The following is a 20,895-nucleotide window of genomic DNA, read 5'->3' on the forward strand; positions in this document are numbered from 1 at the left end:
ACCCGCCCGGGTGGTGGAATGGCATACACGGCCGCCTTAAAAGCGGCTGCCGAGAGGCATGCGGGTTCGACCCCCGCCCCGGGCACCCTGTTACTACCTTCTCGTCCCCTCCCACAAGGTGTAAGACCGGCTGCTCAGGAATTTCACAGGCCGGCGGGTCGCCCAGTCAGGTGAGCACCCCTTACTCTTGGCAGGAGTGTCATTACTGGCAGGAGGCCATAGACGTGAAGACAAGCAACCCGGTGCTGAGCCAGCTCGGCCGGGCTGCCGAGCGCGAGCGGGCCGGCGCGTACGGCGCCTACGGTCCCGGTGGCGCGCCCGGTTACGGTCCGGCGGGTTACGACCAGCCCTACCCGTCCCAGGCGTACCCGGCGGCTCCGCCGGCCGTCCGCCCGATGACCATCGATGACGTCGTCGTCCGTACGGTCGCGCTGCTTGCGATCACCGCGCTCTCCGCCGCGGCCGCGTGGGCCCTGATCCCGGCGCCCGTCGCGTTCCCGGTGCTCATCGCCGCCGCCCTCGGCGGCTTCGTGCTCGGACTGGTCCTCTCGTTCATGCGGATGGCCAACCCGATCCTGATCGGCATCTACGCGGTCATCGAGGGCGTGTTCCTCGGTCTGGTGAGCAAGGTCTTCGAGAGCCTCTACGACGGCATCGTCCTGCAGGCCACCACGGCCACGTTCGGCGTGTTCTTCCTGATGGCGATCCTCTACCGCGCCCGCGTGATCCGCGCGACCCCGAAGTTCGCCCGCATCATGATCTCGATCATGGTCGGCCTGGTCGCGGTCATGGCGATCAACTTCGTCCTGTACCTCTTCGGGATCAACTCCGGCCTCCGCGACGGCACCCCGCTGGCCATCGGCTTCAGCCTGGTCTGCATCGTCGTCGCCTCGCTGAGCTTCGTGCTCAACTTCGGCGAGATCGAGGAGGGCGTCCGCATGGGCCTTCCGCAGAAGTACGCATGGACCGCCGCGTTCGGCATCCTGGTCGGCCTGGTCTGGCTCTACCTGGAGATCCTGCGGCTGCTCAGCTTCCTTCAAGACGACTGAACCCGCGCGGCCGGCCATCCCGCCGGTCGCGCCCCACCCCTTTCGCCGAAGCCCGCCCGAGCCCTCCCCGGCACGGGCGGGCTTCGCCCTTCCCGGGAGCGGCCGCGCCTCCTGAGCCGGTTCCTGGAGTGGCTGTGCGCGTCCAGCCGAGCCCTCGCGGACCGGGGGGCTTCGCCCGTTCCGCCAGGCGGCCGCGCGTCTCGATCCGGTGCCGGGCGTGCGGTGCGGTCCGCGCCGGGAGCGGCTCTCGCGCCCGGTAGCCTCGGCACGGTGAGCACCGCGACCCTCGACCAGGCCCTGGAGCGTTTCATCCGCCAGGTGGGCCACTGGGAGGCTCCGCGCTGGGCCGCTCCGCTCGCCGGAGGTAGCCGCGCCGACGCCCTGCACGCCCTGGTCACCTGGGTGGCGGACGCCGCGGCCGACGCGGAGGGCGAGCCCCGGCGCCCGGTGCCGCGGCTCACCAACGATCTCGCCCTAGTGGATCAGCTTCGGGTGGTCGTGGCCGACCTTCGCGCCGCGAACCCCGGCGAAGCCGTCCTGGCCGAGGCGGCCGGGCGTCTCACCGCCCTGCGCCACACGCTCTGAACCACACGCTCTGAACCACACGCTCTGGACCACGCGCGCTGGACCACGCGCCGCGAGTTCTTTCACGTCAGCGCGGAACTCTGGTCCCTCCCCGCGGGCGGCTCCGCTCCGGCCACCGCGTCGGAGACGGCCCGTCGTGGGCCGGCCCGTCGGTGGTCGCGCCGGCTTCGCCGCGTCGTGACCTCGTACGGTGACCGCGTACCGCGGCCGCCGGGAAGGTCGGCGGCCGCGGTGCGATGCGCGGTTTGTCCTGTTCTGCCCAGCCAGGCTGGGAGCGGAAGGGAGGAGCGCCAGCGACGACCGGTGCCCGCGGGAGCAAGCCCGACCTGAGTCGCCGGAAGTGGGAAAAGGATCAGTTGAGGCGTTCGAGGATCATGGCCATGCCCTGGCCGCCGCCGACGCACATGGTCTCCAGGCCGACGGACTTGTCGTGCCAGGAGAGGGAGTTGAGCAGTGTGCCGGTGATGCGGGCGCCGGACATGCCGAAGGGGTGGCCGACGGCGATGGCGCCACCGTTCACGTTGAGTTTGTCGATCGGGATGCCGAGCTGCTGGTAGGAGGGGATGACCTGGGCGGCGAAGGCCTCGTTGATCTCGACCAGGTCGACGTCGTCGATCGTCATGCCGGCGCGGGCCAGTGCCTGACGGGACGCCTCGACCGGGCCCAGGCCCATGATCTCGGGGGACAGCGCGGTGACGCCGGTGGAGACGATCCGGGCGAGCGGGGTGATGCCGAGCTCGCGGGCCCGGGTATCGCTCATGACGATGACGGCGGCGGCTCCGTCGTTGAGCGGGCAGCAGTTGCCGGCGGTGATGCGGCCGTCCGGGCGGAAGACGGGCTTGAGGCCGGAGACGCCGTCCAGGGTGACGCCGGGGCGCGGGCCGTCGTCGGCGGTGACCACGGTGCCGTCGGGCGTGGTGACCGGGGTGATCTCGCGGGACCAGAAGCCGTTCGCGATGGCCTTCTCGGCGAGGTTCTGGCTGCGGACGCCGAACTCGTCCATCTCCTCGCGGGAGACGTCGTAGACCTGGGCCAGGTTCTCGGCGGTCTGCCCCATGGTGAGGTAGATGTCCGGGAGGGAACCCTCGGCGCGCGGGTCCTGCCAGACCGGCGTGCCGCCCTTGGTGCGGGCGGCGCTGCGGGCACGGGCGTCGGCGAACCGCGGGTTCTCCCAGCCGCCGCCGACCAGGGCCTGGGCCTCGGGCGGCAGGCCGTCGGAGTTGCCGCGCGCGTAGCGGGAGACCGTCTCGACGCCGGCGGAGATGAAGACGTCGCCCTCGCCGGCCCGGATCGCGTGCATGGCCATCCGGGTGGTCTGCAGCGAGGAGGCGCAGTAGCGGGTGAGGGTGGCGCCGGGCAGGCCGTCCTGGCCGAGCAGGGTGGCGACGACGCGGGCCATGTTGAAGCCCTGCTCGCCGCCGGGCAGGCCGCAGCCGAGATAGAGGTCCTCGACCGTGGCCGGGTCGAGTTGGGGAACCTTGTCGAGCGCCGCCTGAATGATGGTGGCGGCCAGATCATCGGGGCGCATTTCGCGCAGGGAGCCCTTGGCGGCGCGTCCGATGGGGGAGCGGGCGGTGGCGACGATGACAGCTTCCGGCATGAACGAACGTTAACCCACCGGTAACAGGATTTGGAAGGCCACTTCAGAATCCGTCACACAGGCCACTACCTGCACTTACGCCGACCGCACCGGAGAAGGACGGTTAGCACAGTGCTTAAAGCCCAATTAACTCCGCAGGATCGAACGATGGTCTCAAGATCCGCTTCGGGTGACGGTGAGTGACATGACTCGGCACCCCCGCATCCCCCGACCCGAACTCGCCCTGGTTCACAAGCTGTGGGTGGACGGCTGGCGCCTGGCGCTGGAGGCCGACAACAACTCGACGACCGCAACGATCAGGATCTACCTGTACTCCGTGTCGATCTTCTCTGCATGGCTTCAGTCAACGCGGCCCGGAGCCTCCTATGAGGACGTGCAGCGAGACGACCTTCGCCAGTTCTGGATCTGGATGCGTGCCGGTGGGCAGCCCTGCCCGCACCAGTTCGACTCCGACGCCGAGCCCGGCCCCGCTGTCGACCCCGCCCTGCGCTGCGATGGGTACTCGTCCTCGTCGATCAGCACGTATGCGAAGGGGGTTCAGCGCTTCTTCGCGTGGTATGCGGCCGAGGACCAGGCCGCGAATCCACATGAACGCCTCGCCGCGCCATCGCCGCCATCGGCTGAGAGTCTCATGCCCGACATGATCAGCGACGAGGATCTCGTCAACATGATCAAGAATGCGGAGGCGGGACGAGAGTTCGCCGACCTTCGCGATGCAGCCATTCTGCGCTTCATGGGCGCCACAGGTACGCGCATCGCAGAGGTCGCCGGTGTGGACCTGGAACACCTTGACCTCGCGAACAGAAGTGCCCGCGTCTTTGGGAAAGGGCGGCGGTGGAGAACGGTCTTCTTCGATCCGAAGACCGCGCTCGCGATACACAGATACCTAAGATCCAGGTCGAAGCTCTCATGGGCCTCGGGCATCCAGGGCCTATGGCTTAGCCGCAACCACTCCAAGCTCTCCGTGGAGGGCTTGTACGCCATCGTGCGGCGCCGAGGCGATCAGGTGGGCGTGAAGGTGCACCCGCACATGATCAGGCACCGTTGGGGCGACCGAGCCAAGGCCGCCGGCGCCAGCCGGGAGTCGCTCAAAGCCTTGGGTGGGTGGCGCAGCGATAGGTCCCTAGAGCGCTACGGGATCAGGGGCCGCGAGGCTCGGGCGGCCTCCGAGTATGACCGGCTTGACATCATGCGAGGCGTCTGACCAAATAGGACACACGTTCGAACACGCTACCGCACCGCGCGACCGATCGTGGTAGTTCTATCGGTGGAAGTTGCAATCCGTTCGACGGGTGACGCGCTCCGTGATCATGTCGATATCGTGGTTCTTCGAAGTTGATCGACGTGGGTGAGACGTCGAGACGGGGAAGAGTTTGGTTGCCAAGGGAGGCCTCACCATGCCCGCAACACCGCAGGATGAAGAAACGCCCACCCGCCTGCGGCCCGACCGGCTCGCGCTCGTCATCGCCGTCATGGTGACGAACGTGGTCGTGACCCTCTTGCTCATCGAGTGGAGCAGCGAACGCGCGCTGCTCCCGCAGCCCGTCGAGACCGCCATGATGGCAGTTGTGGCGATCGCGTGGGGCTACGTCGCGCTCAAGCGCACGGAGGCGCGCTTGATCGGCCGCATCCGCGCCAGCGACGAGTCCTTCATCGAAGGGGTGCGCTGGAGTCGGCGGCCCCGCCGCCGCTGACCGCGTCAACGGAACAAAATCGCCGCCAGGGCTGGGTGAGAGCCACTGGCGGCGATTCCCTTTCCCCGCCGGCGCCGGACGAGGAGGGCTGCGCCGGTGCCGTTGAAGGGGCGGCACCGTCTCAGCGCGTCTTGCGACGATTCGGAAAATACAAGATCAGTGCCCGAAAGTCTCTCACATTTGACGTTCTTGAGTGACTGGCGCCAATGTGAGAAGGTCAGCGCAAGCTGCTCCGTTTAGGCCTGCCGCTGAGGCCTCGACTGCGTTGGGCGTGCCCCAAGCTTCCTATTGAGCTTCGACCGGCTGGTGTTGGTCTGCTCGCACAGAAGTTCGTCCGGCACCCCCGCCACTCGCGCCGCCTGCATCTTCAGCCACGACGCCTCCTCGGCGTCGGAGGCGGATCGGCGCGCTTCGACCGCCTCGCTGAGCGCCCGTAGTTGCTCCTCGGAGCCCGTCCATTTCGGTCGCACCATGCGAGAACGGTAGCACTTTCCCGTGTCGCTTTGACACGTGAACGCTTCGCCGCTATGGTCGCCATTACTGTGTCGTTTCGACACGCTAACTCGGCCTTGACGATGCAGGCCGTCCCGCGTTGCTCATCGAGGAGCCCACGATGACCGCCCCCACCCCCATGGCCGACCTGCTGCCCCGCGCTCGCGCGCTCACCGTCGAGCAAGGCGAGGTGCCCTCGCTCCGCCAGCTCAAGTCGACGCTCGGCGTCGGATTCGACAAGGCGCGCCGCATCCGTACCGCGCTCGAATCCGAGCGGACGTCCGAAAGCGACAGCCGCAGGCGACACCTGCACCGGCTCTCACGGCGCGCCAGCCCGGCGCGACGCCTTCCGGTGCGCCCACTCCCGCGAGCCGAGTCCGCCGCCACCGAGGCGCCCGCGGCCGTACTTGAGTACGACGCCGAAGCGACCATGACAGCGCAGCTGACGAGCCCGGTGGCCGAGCCCGCTGCGGTCGCCCCCGACCGCGAGTCGCTCAGGCGGCTTGTTCGCGTGCGCTGGGCCGTCCGCGGAACGCTGCTGCTCGGCGTGGCCGCCTCGGTTATCGCCAACGTCCTGCATGCCATCGACAACCCGATCAGCCAGGCGATCGCGGCGTGGCCGCCGTTCGCCCTACTGCTCACCGTCGAGCTGATCTCCCGGGTGCCGGTGCACCGCCGGTCGCTCGCCTACATCCGGATGATCGCGACCACCGCAATCGCGGGGATCGCGGCCTGGATTTCGTACTGGCACATGGCCGGCGTCGCGGCCCGCTACGGCGAGAGCGCATCGTCCGCGCACCTGATTCCGCTGTCGGTGGACGGCCTGATCGTGGTCGCGTCGATCTGCCTGGTCGAGCTAGGCGGGCGCATCTCCGAGGCTCAGGCGTCGGCGGCCGTCGCGCAGCAGCGCACCGACGAACTGCTGCACGCCGGAATCCCTGCGGAGTACCACGCGCCGGCGAACCGGCCTGACCTCGCCGACCGGCCGCTGTCCGATTTCGCACGAGCGGCGCACGCACTGCCGTACCCCCCACTCGGGACGTCCGAGCCTGGCCTGCACGGCGATCCGACCGGTACGGGTGAGCGGCCGGATCCTGCGCCGGAGCCCGAGGAGCGCACACCGGAAGAGGTGGTCACCGTAGGTCAGGAGGTGCGCGAGGACTCCCGGACCGATCAGGAGATCGAGGCCCTGATCCGCGCGGTGATCAAGGGCGCGCCCGGCATGTCGCAGCGCGCGATCGCGCGGGCGGCGGGCGTGTCCACGCATAAGGTCCGCAAGGTCGTCCGGGCGCTCGACGAGCAGCCGGGCGCCGGTGACTCCGCGGCTGAGGCGCCCGACGCGGGCCGCCGGGCGATCGACGGCCCGGCGCCGCTGAACCCGGTTGCCGTGGCCGAGGCGGTCGATCGCGCGATCAGCGGCGAGCGCGTGGACGACGAGCTGACCGGGGTGGCCCGGTGATCGGCGACGTGGCGGGTGTGTGGGTGACGCTGTATGTCGCGCACCAGGTGGGCGACCACTGGGTGCAGACCGAGCACCAGGCCGACCCGGGCTGGACGGGGCGCCTGCACTGCGCCGCGCACGTCGGGTGCGGCCCCAGTTGCGCGGCCGCAACTCGCCTGGGCGTCAGCCGATACCCGAAACCGCTCAAGCCGTCAGGAGAAATCTGTGGAATCTGGCCACTGGATCCTCGTCGGCCTGGCCGCGGCCGCCGTGCTGAAGTACGTCGGCTCGTGCGCCTGGTGGCCCTTCGCGCCGTGCTGGTGCTGCTCCGGCACCGGCACGCACGCACGACGCGACGGCGCGGTCTGGCGGGCGTGCCGGATGTGCACCGGCACCGGTCGCCGCGTGCGTATCGGCCGGACGATCTACAACCGGCTCTCGGGTCGCTGACCGCTTTGGAGCGGGAGCGCGAGAAGGTCCATCGGCGGCAGCAGGTCCGGCTTCGAGATGCCGACCTGCTGCCAGCCGTGAGCGGCGTAGATCTGGCGAGCGAGCGCAGCTGGGTTGCTCGCGAGCACGGCCCATAGTTCGGTGCGCTCGGCCAGCCATCGGCGTAGCAGCTCGGCACCGACGCCGCGGCCGCGCCACGGCCGTCGAACGAACCACTCCATGAGCGCCGCCTTGGGCGCGGCGCGTAGGTCTTCGGGTGGGGCGGTTTCGCCGTTCGCCCACCATCGGCCGGCGTCCATCGTCCAGCCGTACGCCACGCCGGCTAGGTGCGCGTCCGAGACGGCGCGGATCAGCGCAAAGCCAGGACGGGTGACTTCCTCTGCGAAGTGCTCGCGGAAGCGGGCGAGGTGCTCAGGACCTTCGAGGTATGGCGGCTCCGCGTACACCTCGGCGTAGACCTCGGCGAGCTGCCCGGCGAGCGCAGCAGCAGCCGGTCCGTCGAGCCGGTCGTAGCTCACGTCGGGCATGGGGCCAGCCTATGCCGACGGCAGAGCCGGGATTCGGTCCGTGAGTTCCTCCACCTCGATCAGGTCTCGGTGGTCGGTCGGCACGGTGGCCACAACCATGCGCACCATCTCGTGCAACAGCTCGTTGTGCCGGTCTGCGGGTAAACGGTCCAGGGCATCTGCAGCGTGCCGTAGGCCGTCGGTGACCTGGCCGGCCTGAATGATGCAACTCGCCCGGTGCATCTCCACCTGCGCGCGCAGGCGGGCCTGGCTCGCCGGGTACAGGGCGACGGCATGGTCCTGTGCCCGAGCCGCCTCCTGCAGCCGACCGGTGCGGCTGTAAACCCAACTCTGGGTGTGCCACATGCGGTGCTCGGGCCAGCCCCAGACCGAACCGGTCGCTGAGGCCACCTCGGACGGCATGGTGGCCGTGATCCGTTCGACCGCTTGGGCTGCCTCGACTGCGCCATCGGCGTCGCCGACCATGGCGAGCGCTTGCGCTCGGCACGCCAGCGCGCCAGCTGTGCCGGCGCAGGAGCGTTCGCCGGCTAGGGCCAGCGTTTCATTGGCCGTACGAAGTGCCCGCGTGGCGCTCCGGCCGTCGTACAGGGCGTTGATCGCGTCGTAGGCGCCGACCAGCAGCTTGGTGTCAAGGTCACCCGACTTGTCGGCGGCCACGCGCGCGGTTGCCCACCAGCGGCGGGCGGTGGCGCGCTCACCCCTCGCTGTGAGAATCATGGCAAGGATGCAGGACATCTGGCCGGCCGCGCGTGCGAGCTGGCGGTCGGCTGGCTGCGCCGCCATGAGCTGCAGAAGAATGACAAGGTCCGTCTGGATCCGCTGCAGCAACTCGCCGAACCCGACCAGGTAAAAGTCCGTCGCGTAGTCCTGGGCGATGAGCTGCCAGTCGTCGTGGTCGGCGTCCACCGCCTGGCCGATACCCTGGCGCAGCGCCTCCATGGTTACCAGCGGCGACACCGTGGTGGTGACCGCCAGCCCGGTCAGCGTGCCGAGAAGCGTGCGTCGACGCACGTCGGCCTCCTTCCCGCCGTGGAACAGGGCGAGCAGCTCGCCTCCGGCGTTCAAGGCGACGTCGCACACCTCAGCGAACTCTGCCGATCCGAGCCGGTCGCCGCGCTCGACCTGCCCGTGGTAACCGAAGTCGTATCCGGTTTTGTCGGCTATTGCACGCAAACTGCGGAAACCCGCAGCCAGACGGCGCCGTTTGAGTGCTTCTCCGAAGTTTTCCACGGGCTCCCCTACGAGCGTGGCTCCGCCTGTGGGCCCACGTGGGCTCCACAGCTCACTTCTGTGCATCGCTATGCGTGGCTGCGACGCTACGGGCATCGCTCCCGGATCGTCCAGATGATCCCCCCGTGGAAGAACCGGGAGCGACTCGGAGCGGGTGTGGTGGCAGCTGCGGCAACCTGGCGCTGCTGCCGCACCCCATGACGGAGGGAGCGGCGTCGTGATGCGCGGTTGGACGACCTACGCCACGGTGCTCGCGCCGCCGCACGAGCCGATGCGGCCGAGCTGGCTCTGTGCGCAGGACGGGATGGCGTGGCCGTGCGGCGTTGCCCGCACGCAGCTGGCCGCGTCGGTCCACCCGGCGGATCTAGGCACCACGCTGGTTGCGCAGCTGGAACGCGCGGCCCGTGACATGCCGGACTCAACGCCGGACGAGCTGTACGAGCGCTTCATCGCCTGGACGCTGGAGCCGGCATGTTGACGCTGGAGCCGGGCATGGTGCTGGAGCTGCGCGCCGCGGACTACTGCTACGGCACCCAGCGCCTGAGGCTGCGGCTCATTCAGCCGCCCGAGACACGAGGGTTGCCGCTGGAGCGCCTGGAATGGGTCGAACTCCGTGGCGAGAGGCTGGATGATCGCGCCGTGACGGTTGAGCGGCGCGTGATCCTCGCCCGCGTGGACGCCCTCGCGGCGGCCGTCCGTGTCGAGCGGGCGGTGGCGTCATGAGGGGCGCGACGGACGAGCCGATCAGCCCGGAGATCGAGCACGCTGCGGCAGTGCGCACGGTGCGCCGCCACGCCCGACGCGGCTGGTGCGGGCCGACCTGCAGGAGTAGTCCGTCCGTGTGCACGCAGATCGCGTGGGCGCGGAGATACCTCGCTGAGCGAGGCGAGCTGAACCAGGCCGCCGCTGGGGTGGCCAGAGGAGAGGAGCGCACCATGATCATGCACATCGCGGACGCCAGCACGGTTCACGCGGACTGGGTCAAGAGCAGCCGCAGCTCGTCGAACGGCGCGTGCCTGGAGGTGGCCGCCGTTGGAGAGGGCATCGCGCTGCGCAACAGCCGTGAGCCGGCCGGCCCCGCTCTTCTGCTGACCGTGCCCGAGTTCGCGGCGTTCGCCGAGGGATCAAAGGCCGGCGAGTTCGACCGCTACTACCTCCAGCGCGGCCCGGGCGGCATTCGGGCCGAAGCCTGACTCCGCCCCGCTCCTCGGCAGGCCCCGCCAGCCGACGCCGAGGAGGGCGGTCCGGACTCCCGCTGGCCGGGAGTTCGGACCGCGAGACTCCCCCGGCCCTTATCCGAGCGCGGATCGCAACGCGCGGGCCGGGCGAGAGCGGTCCTGGATTTCGTCTCCTTTGCCGGGACCGCATCCCCGTTTCCGTTTCGTCCATGGCGGAGAGCGGGGGCGGTCCGGGCTCCCGGGAGCCCGGACCGCGAGACTCCCCGCCCTGCATCTGTGGCGCGTCCCCGCAACGGCGCGGCAGGGCGGGTGGAGAGCGGCCCCCGGGTCGGTGATCCCCGGGGACCGCGACATGAAAAGGCGGCCCGCACCCCCGCACCGGGTGCGGGCCGCCCATGGCCGTCCGTTTCCGGGACCGAGGCGGCACAGGGCCCCGGACCCCGCCTACGGGTCCGGGGCCTCTCTACGTTTCCGATCGCTCGGCTTAATCGACTATGTTCATGTGGCCGCGGGTCCGGACAGCCAGGATCGCGAGCGGCGGCGAGCGCGCCGGGCTGGCTGGGCGCGCGAGGTTGCGAGTTCGCCGCCGCCCGCGGCCCTACGGCGGCGGCTTGCCGGCCTGGCGCCGGAGCCGGGCGATCTCGGCCCTCAGGGCGCGCTCGACCAACGCGGTCATCTTCTCGCCGTTCGCGGTGGCCAGTTCGGAAGCCTCGTCCCAGATTGCACCCAGGCGAACGGTGCGCACGGGTGTCTGGCCGGTAGCGGGGCGTCCCGCTCGCTTCTCCGTCACCCAAAAAATGTAACACAGAAATTGGCCTCAGGCTCTTGTCTTCCGCTGTCCACTGAGTAATACTTGTATTACAGAAACGGGGACTGACCAGGGGAGAGAAGATGAACGCCGAGCAGGCCGCCGCTAACATCGAGACCGCCTACTTCAAGATCGCGAACCGCGGCGACATCGTCAGCTTCCTCGCCGTCCGCGACGCGATGACGTGGTGCGAGATGACCACCGAGCAGTGGCAGGACGGCATCAAGTACCTGCACCGCCACCGCGACGACGTTCTCGCCGCCCCGATCCTCTACCCCGGGCAGTACACGCAGGCCGAGCGCGACACCTACGTCATCGTCGCCGGCCAGCCGCGGCAGACCTTCTACTTCCTCTAGGCAAACGCCAAAGCGGCCCGCACCCGGGTGGGGTGCGGGCCGCTTCGGCGTTCGGAAATGCAATCCGGTCAGGACTCGTCGAGGTCCGGCCGCGGCGTGTGCCGCGCGAGGTAGGCCGCGACCGTGGTGATCGCGGTCGGCAGCAGCGGCGCGGCGAAGACCTCGGCCAGGTCCGGCAGGGCCGTGATGAGGTTGGCGTCGCCGATCGCGTGGAGCACGCCGAGCAGTGCGGCGAGGCCGAGGTACGTCGCGATGCCGGCCACCGCGACCTTCCGCTCGATCGGGGCGGTAACGCTCGGCGCCGGGGTGGATGTGGACATGATGATCTCCTCGGATGTCGTACGTGTGTGCTAAAGCGAGATAGGGTGCGCGGATGGAACGCACGGACTGGCCGTTACTGCGCCCGGCACCCGGACAGTGGATATGCGCAGATCACGGCACAATCGACAGGCCGTATGCCGGTGTCGTGCTGGCCTGCCCGAACTGCCTGGTCGGCCTGCTCCGTACGGTCCTGGTCCGCGGCCAGGTGATGTACCGGGAGGAGGCACCGGAGCGGTGCGCTGGCCCGGAACAGCACCTGCTCGTGGCCGACGCGGTGCTGGTGGGCTGGATCGGCTGCCCGTGTAACGCGAGCGGCGGGCACCGGTCATGGGCGTGCCGGAGCTGCGGCGACGTGCAGTCGTGGCCACCGCACGACGTCGCGGCCGCGCAGCCGTACTTCGGTCCGGGCGCCGGGGACCGGGTGCCGGGAATGGTCAGCTGATATCGACGCGCCGAGGCGGTACCTCGATGGGCTGGCTCACCATCGCCCGCAGCTCGTCGCGGGTGACATGCGGGCTCAGGACCGCGAGCCGCCAGGACCGCAGCGTTCCGGCCAGCGTCGCCACGGACGCGGACAGTTCGTCGACCTGTCGGGTGGCCGAGCGGGTGCGCTCCTCCAGCTCGGTGACCCGCTCGCGCAGCGGCTGGACGAGCGTAAGCGCGGTGTCGGTGATGACGTCGGCCGCGTCCGCCCTCAACTTCCGGCGCTGGGCGAGCACGGCGACGCCGCCGGCCGCGCCGAGCAGGCCGCCGAGCGCGGCGATCGCGGTCAGGATGTGGCCGAGGATGCCGTCGCTCATCGGTCACCGTCCACCAGCAGCGGGACTTCCACGGTCATGCCCGCCTCGGCGGCCCGGCCGAGGCGGCGCAGATCAACGATGATCTGTCCCCACCTCCACCAGGACGCCACGGCTAGCGCGGACACGAACCCACCGGCGACGATCGCCTGCTCGGCGGAGACCGCGTAGAGGGAGATGGAGTACATCGTCGCCGCGGTGCCGAGCACGCCGATGCCAAGCAGCTCCAGGCCGAGCCCGACGAGGAGCCGGCGCCGGGGCACCGCGACGCCGGCCAGCCCGGCGAGGCCGGCGACGATGAGCCCAATCGCCCAGACGGCCTGGATCGTGGGCGGCATGGCCGTTGACACAGACCGAGGCACGACCGCGCCCAAGTGCAGCGCGGTACCGACGATGAACGCGGCGAGCAGCGTGCAGACCTCGAACGGGTGCCGACCGCTCGCGACGATCAGCGGCCGGCCGCCCATCAGTTCTCCGCCGGGGATGCTGCGATCGCGGCCACCGAGCCGGACGCTAGCAGGGTGATGAGCTTGTCGAGCTTGGCGTTGGTGTCGAGCTGCGCCCGCAGGATCTTCTGCTGGTAGGCGTAGAACTTGGCGCGCTCGTCGCCGCCCGAGTGGGTGGCCGAGCGGCCCGGACCGACGTCGCCGTTCACGAACAGATCGAACAGATCGGACATGTCTTCCTCGTCTTCCTTGTCGGTCGGCGCCGCCAGGATGCCGACGTGTTGCAGGTACGCACGCACCATCGCGAGCGCGCCGTGGCCGCGGGAGTCGCGGAACCACGAGATATGGGTGTGCGTGAGGTGGCTCGCGTCGCCGCTGGAACGCCGACGCAGCCGGTCCCACCGCTTGACCGTCTTGCCGTCCGGGGAGTAGATGACCTCGCGGATGTCGCGCGTCCAGTCGGCGCCGGCCTCGCACTGGGCGACGAGCCAGAGGGAGAAGTCCCGGAGAGTGGCGCGGCCGCGGGAGAACTCGCCGACGTCCAGGGCGCTCGCGTAGGCGTCCGGGCGGCTGTCGCGTGGGGATTCGTGCTTGGAGTACACCGCGCCGCCCGGTAGCTCCGGCTCACCGCAGTGGTAGCTGTCGGTTCCCATGCTGGCCGGGCCGGCGACGATGCCAACCTCCGCCGGGTCCAGGTCGGCCGGCACGGTACCGGGATGCATGTCCAGGTGCTCAAGGAGCATCGCGCGGGCACCCAGAAGTTCGGTCGGGGCGACCGTCATGAGGTTTCACCTGCCTCTATTCGGTGTACGGTGGCCCGCTCCAGCAGGCTCGGATGGGGGTCGCCGGGTGACACCTGCACGTCCCACCTACGGGCTTCGTCCAAGTACCAGTCCTCCGGCACCGCCAGCTCAGCCCGGATCGTCGCGAGCCGGGCGCTGACTTCCTCGGCGGTGACGTCGCCGAGCTCGAACGCGTGGAGTCCCTCCGGGGTGGCCACGATCGCCCACCAGCTCATGCAGGCATCCGATCCCAGCTGATGTCCATGGAGGATTGGCCGGTGGTCGTGGCATAGGTGGAGAGCGTCGTTCCTGCGGTGTGCCAGCCCTGAAGTTCCAGATACGAGCCGACGCCGAGGGGAACCAGCATCGACCGTGCCGGGACGGCCAGCACACCGGATACGGCCGCCGGGATGATCACCTCGGAGCCGTCCAAGGGTGTTCCGTTGACGGCCCAGCGAGCGCCTCGCTGCCCCGCGGTGTTGCCCGCGAACGCCACCGCGCCGCCAACGCGGTACCAGCCTGGATAGGCGGCCGTCCACCGGCTCGTGTTCGCCGAGTTGCTGTGCGCGCTCGACCCGATCGGATCGTCGTCGAGGTCTTCAGCGGTCATCGTGATGCTGGTCCACGTGGCCGTGGATAGTGGCTGGGCCGTGGCCTGCCTCAGTCGGCCAGCGGGCTTGTTCAGTAGAAACGTCAGGACATCGCTGATGTAGGCGTTGAGGTTGGTGACGTTGAGGCCATCCTCGTCGAGCCAGACGCGTGCAACCGGAACAGAAGGCAACGAGAGGCCCTTTCGTCAGTAGGTGATGCGGGTGTCGGGGCCGACGACGGCATCTCCGACGCGTATGCCGGCGGGTGGCTGCCCGGGTGTGGGGCCGAGCAGGGGTGAGGTGCGGAATTGGATCCAGCGGGAGGAGCCGGGGCCGATGGTGTGCTCGATCCCCTGCACGATCTGATCGCCGATGTCATCCGGTGACGCGTTCGGGACCTCCGTTACCTCGATTCGGTCGCCGACCTTGATCCCGAGCAACTGGAGGCGCTCGGCGGGGGTGCGGCTGAGCATGTTGAGCCGCAGGCCCGGGATGCGGGTGCGCGGCCGGTCGCCGGTGCGAAGCGTCCAGGTCGCCCACGCGGTGGCGTCGCCGTCGACGGCCGAGTCCAGGGTGACGGAGCGTGGGTTGGTGCCGTATCGACGTCGCCGGGCCGGGTCGCTGCGGCGTGTCGTGGTCCGGTTCGGGATGGTGGCTGTCGCGTCGGTGATCGGCCGGTCGGTGCGGTACTTCAGCGAGCGGCTTTCGATCCAGCCGAACGGGATCTGCATCGTGACGGGCTGCGCGTACCGGCGCGTGCGCGGAACCGCAGTGATGTGCCCTCTACCGTCCGTAATAAGGAGGTCTTGACCGGATGTTGCTGCCGCGCGTGCTGCCGCGGCCGGGGACTGCCCCGCCAGCGCCGGCCGCCGGAGCGGTGTCGACGCGGCATTCGGCATGTCGACGTCCCAGGCGGGCACGCCCGCGTATCGGGCGATCGTCGCCACTCGCTCGGCCACCGTCTGCCGCTCCAGGCCCTCGAAGCCGTGCCGGTGCTGGGCGATGTGCTCCTCGCGCGTCCACGCGGGAGCACCCTTCCGCACCTGCAGGTGTGCGAGGGCGCCTTCGTAGTCCGCTCCGAGCGTGAGTACGTCCGTCGAGAAGGCGCTCCCGGCGAGGCTCGCGGCCGTCAGGGTGGAGGAGTAGTCGTCACCGATCCAGAGATCGAGGATGCCTGCGACGACGTCGAGTCGCAGGGTCGCCAACGCCCATTGATCGTGATTGAAGGTTCGGTCGCGGCCGGGGTTGATCTGTTCGGTCACCCCACCGTTCGAGGCCCTGACCAGCAGCTTCCGGAACCGGTCGGCACCGGTCCCCTCGTACCCCATGTTGAGCTGCAGAAAGTCATCAGCTGCGTCCGTCAGATTTGCGAACGTCCAGACGCCAGGAGACCGCAGGAACGGGCTGGTCGCGATATCGTAGGTCGGCTCGCGGTACCGCACCCACACGGAGACGGCGACCTGATCGGTGGTGGTGAAGTTCGTCGGGTAGACGATCGTGGCGGAGGCCGACGTACCGGCGTCCAGGTTGTCGGCGGGGTTCCATTGCATGTAGGACTGGTCATCGCCGTCTGGGCCTGCAACGGTCTGCGCCACAAGCACGCCGGCCGCGTCGACCGCCTCAAAGCCCTTCGCCGTCCCCGCGTAGGTCCTGACCCAGGAAGGCTGACCGGTGATCGCGGACACCGGCGGCACCGGGTCGGACAGGGGAAGCCAGTCGACGAGCCGCTCGTCCGCGACGTGCCGGATGTGCTCGGCAAGGTTGCCCTCCAGCGGCGCCGCAGCGTCGAGTACGCCAAGAACGTCAATCGCGGTGCACGTCACCGGCTGCACCCGACCCGGTGAGACGAGGGTCATCTCCGGCATCTCCAGGTAGGTGGTCGCGAGCATCACCTCCACCCCGGCGACACGCTCAGTCAGCCGTAGCTGGGTACCGTGCCCCCACCGCTGGTGCCAAGGGCTGGCGGGATTTCTCGGGGTGAGCCAGCCGTCAGCGTTCTTGAGCGTCACCCCGATCCGGGTTGGCTCGACATCGGTTGATTCGGTCTGTCGTCCGATCGAAACCGAGACCGCCTGCCCGCCGGCCCCGTAGTGCAACCGGCCTGTCAGGTCCACCCAGTACGGCCCGACCGATCCCGTGAAGCTGATGGCCGGAGCCGTGTTGCTGTTCAAGGAGTTCCGGGCGGACCTCCACCCGCACGAGCCCGCACCGGACAGGGCGGTGTCGGTGGTCTCGACCTGCCAGCCGTCCGGCTCGCGGTCGGCGACGTTCCAGACGCGGGCCTGAAGGGCCGACTCCACGACGGAGAACGCCAGCCCTACCACCATGCCGGCGACGTACGTGACCAGGTGAACGCGCGCGGCGGCGAGCACCGTCGTGGTCCCGGCCACGGTCCGGCTGATCTGCACCTGCACCCGCTGGTCCGCCCCGAACAGCACCTCCGCGGCATAGCGGTTGTCGCCGTCGGTGGCGCGCGCGATGACGCCGGCGACGATCGGTCCGCCGGTAACGGGCTCGCTGAGGGAGATGTGCGCGGTGATGACCTGGTCGGCCGCGGGCGCCAGAATCAGCGTGGTGCGCGGGGCCAGGTCGGTCAGCGTATGGACGACCTGGTGGTGGCGGGTGGGAACTGCAAGCCCGGCCCGCAGGGTGATCTCGGGGTTCACGCGCTACCTCGTTGACGGGAGAAGAGCGGACGGGGCCACGCCGATCTGGCCGGCGTAGTCGATCAGCTGCTCGCGCAACACCCGGCCTTCCGGCGTCTCGTGGATCAGTCGCAGCCGGAGTTCGCGCGCCTCGCCGTGGCCGCCGCCGGTGAGCGGCTGGACGGTGGCGCCCTTGTCGAGGTGGACCAGCTCCGGCCCGGCCTCGCCGACGATGGCGGCGCCGGAAGCGAGGATGTGGCCGCCCTTCGCGAGCATCGGCAGTTGCGGCACGCTAATGGTGTTACCGCCGAGGCCGGGGACCCAGCTGGGCACGGTCCACGACAGGCGGCCGATCGTGGCGTTCCAGCTGCCCGCGATCCGGTTGAATGCCCACCGGAACGGCGAGGACAGGATGTCCGCGATCCGGGCGAACGCGTTCTTGATCTTGCCGGGGAGGGAGGACATCCAGCCCCAGACGCGTTCGCCGGCCGAGATGATCCCGTTCCAGGCGCCGAGGATCCAGTCGCGCCACAGGGTGTCCCGAAACCAGCGGCCGACCGCGAGCGCCGCGGCCTTAATGCCGCCCCACGCCCACGCCCACGCATCCTGAAACCACGTGGTCTTGGTCGCGATGAGAACGATGATCGCGATCAGGGCGACGATGGCCAGGATGATCCACGTGGTCGGGGACAGCAGCATCACCGTGTTGAGCGCGGCCTGCGCGGCGGTGTAGATGTTCGTGGCGAGCGTGATAATGCCGATGGCGGCGGCGAGGATGCCGAGGCCGACCGCGAGCGGGCCGACGATCGCGGAGTGCTCGGACAGCCACCGCGCGGTCGCTTCGATGTACGGAACCGCGGCGGCGAGCTTCTCGACGAGCGCGGCCTGGGCCTGCCGCTTGAACGCCTCCAAGCGCTGGCTCGCGCTCTCCTCCAGCGTCTGGCCGAGCTGGTCCGCGGCACCGGTGACCTCGCCGAGGCCCTTCGCGGCGGACTCGGGGTCGAGGGCGAACAGCGCGGCGCCGAGATCTTCCGCCTTCGTACCGAAGAGCCCGACCGCGATCGCATCGCGGGTGACCGGATCCTCGATCGCCCGGAGCTTGTCCAGCACCGTCTGAAGGCCGACCTGTGCCCCTTCGCCGCCCGCCGCAATCTGCGCGGCCATCGTGGTCGCGTCGAGCCCGAGCGCCTTGAACGCCTCCGAGGTGGCCTCGCTGCCGTCGATCGCGAGGATCGCGAACTCCTTCAGTGCGTCCGCCACGGTGTCGGAGTCGCGGGCGCCAGCCTTCAGCCCTTGCAGCAGCAGCCCGAACGCCTCGGCAGCGTCGAGGCCAAGCTTTCGGAACTGGGTGCTGTATTCGGAGACGGTGTCCAGGGTGTCTCCGGCGTGGTCGCCGCTCTGTTGGAAGCCGCGGACGAGGATGTCGAACGCCTCGGCCGCGCTGTCGGCGAGGCCGGTACGGATCATCTGCCCGGCCGCCCGCGCGGTTTGCGTGACGTCCACGCCGAACGTGTCCGCCAAGGCCTGCGCCTTGATGGTGAGGGCCTCGATTTCCGCGCTGGTGGCGTCCTCGTCGACCAGGCCGGACGTCAGAACTCCGCGCAGGGTCTCGCCGACCGCCTCCGCGGACTCACCAAAGCCGCGCGCGTAGACGGCGCCGGCGATCCGTCCCATGTCGGCGGCGTAGGTCGGATCGCCGCCGAGCTGCGCGGCGAGCTTCGTCTTCGCCGCGTCCAGCTGGAGGGCGGAGGCGATGCCGGAACCGAGCGCGGCCGCGATCGCCGCGCCGGCCACCGCCGCGCCAGCCTTCAGCTCCTGGCCGTGCTCTTGGAAGGCCTGCTTCGCGCGGCGTAGGTCGCGCCGGAAGGGCTCCAGGTCGGCTTTCAGCACGGTGGACAGCTCGCCGAGCTTCAGCACGTTGGCACCTCCTTCATGGGCGTGGGGTCTCGGGCGGAGGGAACAGCGCCCGGTGAAGGCGGGTGTCGGCGGACAGCAGGCCGAGGATGCGGGTCTCCAGCCACCGCCACGACCGCGTGCGGAGCACCACGGGATCGCCGAGGTCGACGCCGTAGACGTCGTGGAGGTCGGCCTCCAGCAGACGCCAGCGCGCGAGGATGTCGAGCCACGCTACGCGCGGCGCCTCCGACCGGTCCGCCTGCTCGGGCGGGATGTCGTACCACTCGTAGAGGCCGCTGACGGGGTCGCGGTGGCCGCGGCCGTATTGCTCCCGCCAGTCCGGGCCCGCCGCTCCGCCCGGCTGCCCGCCGGGCGAAGTGCTTCCGGGCGGCCTCCCGACTGCCAGTACCGGGCCGCGGTCTCCTCGTCGCTGATGATCCAGATGTAGGCGGTCGCGCCACAGAACTGGACGTACGGGTCCGGCACCTCGTCGGCGACCATTCGGGCGTAGACGTCGCCGAGCACCCGCTCCGGCAGCGTCAGCGCGGGGCCGGGCAGCTCTGGCACAGCGTCGATCCGCTCGATCGCCGCCTGCATCTCCGCCGCCGTAGACGCGTGGGTGATCTCGCCGGTCGCGACCGCCATACGACGGCACCACACACCCAGCTCGGCTGACGCGAGCGGCACCGTGTACTCCTGCCCCCGGACCGTGAGCACGAGCCCGGGGGAGAAGAACTCGTCGAGGTCGGCAAGCCTGGTCGTCACGCGTACACGAAGTCGTCGGCCGCCGTGTTGGCGGAGGTGCCTGCGGGGGTCGTGACCGCCACCTGCACGGTGCCAGCGGCACCGGCCGGGGCCACGGCCACGATGTGCCCGTCGTTGATCAGCGTCCAGGAGATGGCGTTGGTGGCGCCGAACTTGACCGCGGCCGCGCCTACCGCGCCGGTGAACTTCTGGCCGTAGACGTTGACCAGAGCGCCGCCCGCGGTCGGTCCGCCCGCAGGGTTGACCGCGGACACGGCGGGCGTGGACGTGGCGAGCGGGTTCGTGATCTCGCTGAGCCGGCCCTGGCCCTGGATGACGATGGAGACGGTGTCGAGGGCGGTGGAGTTGCCGCCGTCCGGCGGCCACGCCTTGATGTAGGCGCGCCCCTCCTTCGAGTCGCCCTCCAGGCCGTTGCGGTCGTACCAGCGCACGCCGAACTCGCCGGCCGCCACGGAGCCGGTGGAGAGGATGGCGTTGAATCGCGCGCGGAGGAACGCCTGCACGGGGTCGATGGTCGTGCCGGCCGCGTTCGTCGAGTGCAGGATCTTCGCCTCCAAGCGCCAGCTGTAGCCGGTGACCGATTCCCGGGCGGCGCCCTCGTCGTCGTAGCCCTCGTCGGACTCGGTCCTCAGCTCCTCGATGAGCTTCAGCTCCTGCATGCCGAGCAGCTGCTGATAGCTCACGGCCGGGTAGACGGCCGTGTCGATGTCGACCCGCATCCGCCGGGCGAGGGCGGTGACGCGGGTGGTCGGGGTCGTCGACATGACGCCTCCTCTTCCTGGTCAATCGGTGTTGTTCGAGGTCGGGCGCATCGCCGCGACGTAGTAGTTCTCCGAGCGTTCCCATCGGCCGGTGCCGTCCTGGCCGAGTGAGGTATGCGACTGCCGGTAGACCTGCACGACCGCGATCCCGCCCCACCGGAGCCCGCTGGCACCGTCCAGGAGGTTGTAGATCGCGTCGGCGAGGTCGTCGCACGCCCGCGGGTCCGCGGTGCCGCGGAGTCGGATCTGGACCGCCTGGACGACGTCGGCGAGGCCGGGCTGCCCGGTCACCGGGTACGGGGCGAGGGTGATGAGCCGGTCCGGGGCCGGGGGGATCGACCGGTAGACGATCGCGGTTTCGGCCGCCCGGTACGGGCTGCCGTCCGGTCGCCAGGCGCCGATGCCGGCGGCGGCCAGGTGCTCGGCGAGCCCGGTGAGAAGTCGCGCGGTCCAGCCTTCACCGATCGCCATCGTGTCCGTCT

28 protein-coding genes, 1 tRNA gene and 1 pseudogene are annotated in these 20,895 nt (G+C 69.9%); 13 read left to right on the top strand and 17 right to left on the bottom strand.

Translation table 11 applies throughout. The features are described from left to right. Nucleotides 1-4 precede the first annotated feature (4 nt). From J2S43_RS39020 to J2S43_RS39030, 3 genes are all read left to right on the top strand, one after another. A tRNA-Leu gene (locus tag J2S43_RS39020) sits at nt 5-85 on the top strand. Between the two features lie 139 nt (nt 86-224). Further along, nucleotides 225-1,049, top strand: coding sequence for a Bax inhibitor-1/YccA family protein (locus J2S43_RS39025; protein ID WP_306838098.1), 825 nt, complete (start codon nt 225-227; stop codon nt 1,047-1,049). Nucleotides 1,050-1,319: 270 nt separating this feature from the next. Next, a complete protein-coding gene (locus J2S43_RS39030) occupies nt 1,320-1,634 on the top strand; it encodes a hypothetical protein (RefSeq protein ID WP_306838100.1) in 315 nt (104 codons plus the stop codon). A 352-nt stretch (nt 1,635-1,986) separates the two neighbouring features. On the opposite strand, the gene J2S43_RS39035 is transcribed toward J2S43_RS39030, so the two are convergent. After that, entirely contained in the window at nt 1,987-3,234 is a 1,248-nt protein-coding gene (locus J2S43_RS39035; RefSeq protein WP_306838102.1) for an acetyl-CoA C-acetyltransferase, read from the bottom strand. Nucleotides 3,235-3,418: 184 nt separating this feature from the next. Here J2S43_RS39035 and J2S43_RS39040 point away from each other — a divergent pair, with 184 nt between their 5' ends. Beyond that, a complete protein-coding gene (locus J2S43_RS39040) occupies nt 3,419-4,438 on the top strand; it encodes a tyrosine-type recombinase/integrase (protein WP_306838104.1) in 1,020 nt (339 codons plus the stop codon). A gap of 193 nt (nt 4,439-4,631) precedes the next feature. Next, nucleotides 4,632-4,928 (top strand): hypothetical protein, encoded by a 297-nt coding sequence (locus J2S43_RS39045; protein ID WP_306838106.1) that lies wholly within the window; start codon nt 4,632-4,634, stop codon nt 4,926-4,928. Nucleotides 4,929-5,164: 236 nt separating this feature from the next. Here the strand turns inward: J2S43_RS39045 and J2S43_RS39050 are convergent, their stop codons facing one another. After that, a complete protein-coding gene (locus J2S43_RS39050) occupies nt 5,165-5,401 on the bottom strand; it encodes a hypothetical protein (RefSeq protein ID WP_306838108.1) in 237 nt (78 codons plus the stop codon). A gap of 140 nt (nt 5,402-5,541) precedes the next feature. Between J2S43_RS39050 and J2S43_RS42405 the strand changes: the two genes are divergently transcribed. From J2S43_RS42405 to J2S43_RS39065, 3 genes and pseudogenes are all read left to right on the top strand, one after another. Continuing rightward, entirely contained in the window at nt 5,542-6,879 is a 1,338-nt protein-coding gene (locus J2S43_RS42405; RefSeq protein WP_370881718.1) for a DUF2637 domain-containing protein, read from the top strand. Then, nucleotides 6,876-7,004 (top strand): annotated as a pseudogene (locus tag J2S43_RS39060) (transcriptional regulator); the annotation flags it as partial. The gene J2S43_RS42405 and the pseudogene J2S43_RS39060, both read left to right, overlap by 4 nt. Before the next feature lie 82 nt (nt 7,005-7,086). After that, nucleotides 7,087-7,311: a hypothetical protein gene (locus J2S43_RS39065; protein WP_306839819.1), complete on the top strand. Its 225-nt coding sequence runs from the start codon at nt 7,087-7,089 to the stop codon at nt 7,309-7,311. On the opposite strand, the gene J2S43_RS39070 is transcribed toward J2S43_RS39065, so the two are convergent. Continuing rightward, entirely contained in the window at nt 7,287-7,838 is a 552-nt protein-coding gene (locus J2S43_RS39070) for a GNAT family N-acetyltransferase (RefSeq protein ID WP_306838109.1), read from the bottom strand. The genes J2S43_RS39065 and J2S43_RS39070 overlap by 25 nt on opposite strands. Nucleotides 7,839-7,847: 9 nt before the next feature. Then, complete coding sequence (locus J2S43_RS39075; protein ID WP_306838111.1) at nt 7,848-9,068, bottom strand: tetratricopeptide repeat protein; 1,221 nt, start codon at nt 9,066-9,068, stop codon at nt 7,848-7,850. A 220-nt stretch (nt 9,069-9,288) separates the two neighbouring features. On the opposite strand from J2S43_RS39075, the gene J2S43_RS39080 reads away from it, so the two are divergent. The 3 genes from J2S43_RS39080 to J2S43_RS39090 all read left to right on the top strand — a co-directional run bounded on the left by J2S43_RS39080 (nt 9,289) and on the right by J2S43_RS39090 (nt 10,261). Beyond that, nucleotides 9,289-9,546 (top strand): hypothetical protein, encoded by a 258-nt coding sequence (locus tag J2S43_RS39080; protein WP_306838113.1) that lies wholly within the window; start codon nt 9,289-9,291, stop codon nt 9,544-9,546. Then, nucleotides 9,540-9,791: a hypothetical protein gene (locus J2S43_RS39085; protein ID WP_306838115.1), complete on the top strand. Its 252-nt coding sequence runs from the start codon at nt 9,540-9,542 to the stop codon at nt 9,789-9,791. The genes J2S43_RS39080 and J2S43_RS39085 overlap by 7 nt, the downstream gene beginning before the upstream one ends. A gap of 212 nt (nt 9,792-10,003) precedes the next feature. Beyond that, entirely contained in the window at nt 10,004-10,261 is a 258-nt protein-coding gene (locus J2S43_RS39090; protein ID WP_306838118.1) for a DUF397 domain-containing protein, read from the top strand. Between the two features lie 583 nt (nt 10,262-10,844). Here J2S43_RS39090 and J2S43_RS39095 read toward each other — a convergent pair. Beyond that, nucleotides 10,845-11,036, bottom strand: coding sequence for a hypothetical protein (locus J2S43_RS39095; RefSeq protein ID WP_306838120.1), 192 nt, complete (start codon nt 11,034-11,036; stop codon nt 10,845-10,847). A gap of 101 nt (nt 11,037-11,137) precedes the next feature. On the opposite strand from J2S43_RS39095, the gene J2S43_RS39100 reads away from it, so the two are divergent. After that, nucleotides 11,138-11,410 (top strand): hypothetical protein, encoded by a 273-nt coding sequence (locus J2S43_RS39100; RefSeq protein ID WP_306838123.1) that lies wholly within the window; start codon nt 11,138-11,140, stop codon nt 11,408-11,410. A gap of 68 nt (nt 11,411-11,478) precedes the next feature. On the opposite strand, the gene J2S43_RS39105 is transcribed toward J2S43_RS39100, so the two are convergent. Beyond that, a complete protein-coding gene (locus J2S43_RS39105; RefSeq protein WP_306838124.1) occupies nt 11,479-11,730 on the bottom strand; it encodes a hypothetical protein in 252 nt (83 codons plus the stop codon). Between the two features lie 146 nt (nt 11,731-11,876). On the opposite strand from J2S43_RS39105, the gene J2S43_RS39110 reads away from it, so the two are divergent. Beyond that, nucleotides 11,877-12,173, top strand: coding sequence for a hypothetical protein (locus tag J2S43_RS39110; protein WP_306838126.1), 297 nt, complete (start codon nt 11,877-11,879; stop codon nt 12,171-12,173). Here the strand turns inward: J2S43_RS39110 and J2S43_RS39115 are convergent. The 11 genes from J2S43_RS39115 to J2S43_RS39165 are packed head-to-tail and all read right to left on the bottom strand — an operon-like array spanning nt 12,166 to nt 20,884. Then, nucleotides 12,166-12,531, bottom strand: coding sequence for a hypothetical protein (locus J2S43_RS39115; protein ID WP_306838128.1), 366 nt, complete (start codon nt 12,529-12,531; stop codon nt 12,166-12,168). The two genes, J2S43_RS39110 and J2S43_RS39115, sit on opposite strands and share 8 nt — an antisense overlap. Continuing rightward, nucleotides 12,528-12,995, bottom strand: coding sequence for a hypothetical protein (locus J2S43_RS39120; RefSeq protein WP_306838130.1), 468 nt, complete (start codon nt 12,993-12,995; stop codon nt 12,528-12,530). The genes J2S43_RS39115 and J2S43_RS39120 overlap by 4 nt, the downstream gene beginning before the upstream one ends. Then, nucleotides 12,995-13,756 (bottom strand): hypothetical protein, encoded by a 762-nt coding sequence (locus tag J2S43_RS39125; RefSeq protein WP_306838132.1) that lies wholly within the window; start codon nt 13,754-13,756, stop codon nt 12,995-12,997. The genes J2S43_RS39120 and J2S43_RS39125 overlap by 1 nt, the downstream gene beginning before the upstream one ends. Continuing rightward, entirely contained in the window at nt 13,753-13,992 is a 240-nt protein-coding gene (locus J2S43_RS39130; RefSeq protein ID WP_306838134.1) for a hypothetical protein, read from the bottom strand. Before J2S43_RS39130 ends, J2S43_RS39125 begins: the two co-directional genes overlap by 4 nt. Then, the gene (locus tag J2S43_RS39135; protein WP_306838135.1) at nt 13,989-14,537 is read right to left on the bottom strand and encodes a hypothetical protein; all 549 of its coding nucleotides are present in this window, start codon (nt 14,535-14,537) and stop codon (nt 13,989-13,991) included. Before J2S43_RS39135 ends, J2S43_RS39130 begins: the two co-directional genes overlap by 4 nt. Nucleotides 14,538-14,552: 15 nt before the next feature. After that, nucleotides 14,553-17,012, bottom strand: coding sequence for a hypothetical protein (locus tag J2S43_RS39140; RefSeq protein ID WP_306838137.1), 2,460 nt, complete (start codon nt 17,010-17,012; stop codon nt 14,553-14,555). A gap of 3 nt (nt 17,013-17,015) precedes the next feature. Continuing rightward, nucleotides 17,016-18,908 carry a phage tail tape measure protein gene (locus J2S43_RS39145; protein WP_306838139.1) on the bottom strand — a complete coding sequence of 631 codons (1,893 nt, stop codon included), beginning with the start codon at nt 18,906-18,908 and terminating at the stop codon, nt 17,016-17,018. A gap of 13 nt (nt 18,909-18,921) precedes the next feature. After that, nucleotides 18,922-19,161, bottom strand: coding sequence for a hypothetical protein (locus J2S43_RS39150; protein WP_306839756.1), 240 nt, complete (start codon nt 19,159-19,161; stop codon nt 18,922-18,924). Further along, nucleotides 19,119-19,652: a DUF7426 family protein gene (locus tag J2S43_RS39155; protein ID WP_306838141.1), complete on the bottom strand. Its 534-nt coding sequence runs from the start codon at nt 19,650-19,652 to the stop codon at nt 19,119-19,121. Before J2S43_RS39155 ends, J2S43_RS39150 begins: the two co-directional genes overlap by 43 nt. After that, a complete protein-coding gene (locus tag J2S43_RS39160; RefSeq protein ID WP_306838143.1) occupies nt 19,649-20,416 on the bottom strand; it encodes a phage tail tube protein in 768 nt (255 codons plus the stop codon). Before J2S43_RS39160 ends, J2S43_RS39155 begins: the two co-directional genes overlap by 4 nt. A gap of 18 nt (nt 20,417-20,434) precedes the next feature. Next, the gene (locus tag J2S43_RS39165; RefSeq protein WP_306838145.1) at nt 20,435-20,884 is read right to left on the bottom strand and encodes a minor capsid protein; all 450 of its coding nucleotides are present in this window, start codon (nt 20,882-20,884) and stop codon (nt 20,435-20,437) included. Nucleotides 20,885-20,895 lie beyond the last annotated feature (11 nt).

The sequence above is a fragment of the Catenuloplanes nepalensis genome (assembly GCF_030811575.1).
GTDB classification, from domain to species: Bacteria; Actinomycetota; Actinomycetes; order Mycobacteriales; family Micromonosporaceae; genus Catenuloplanes; species Catenuloplanes nepalensis.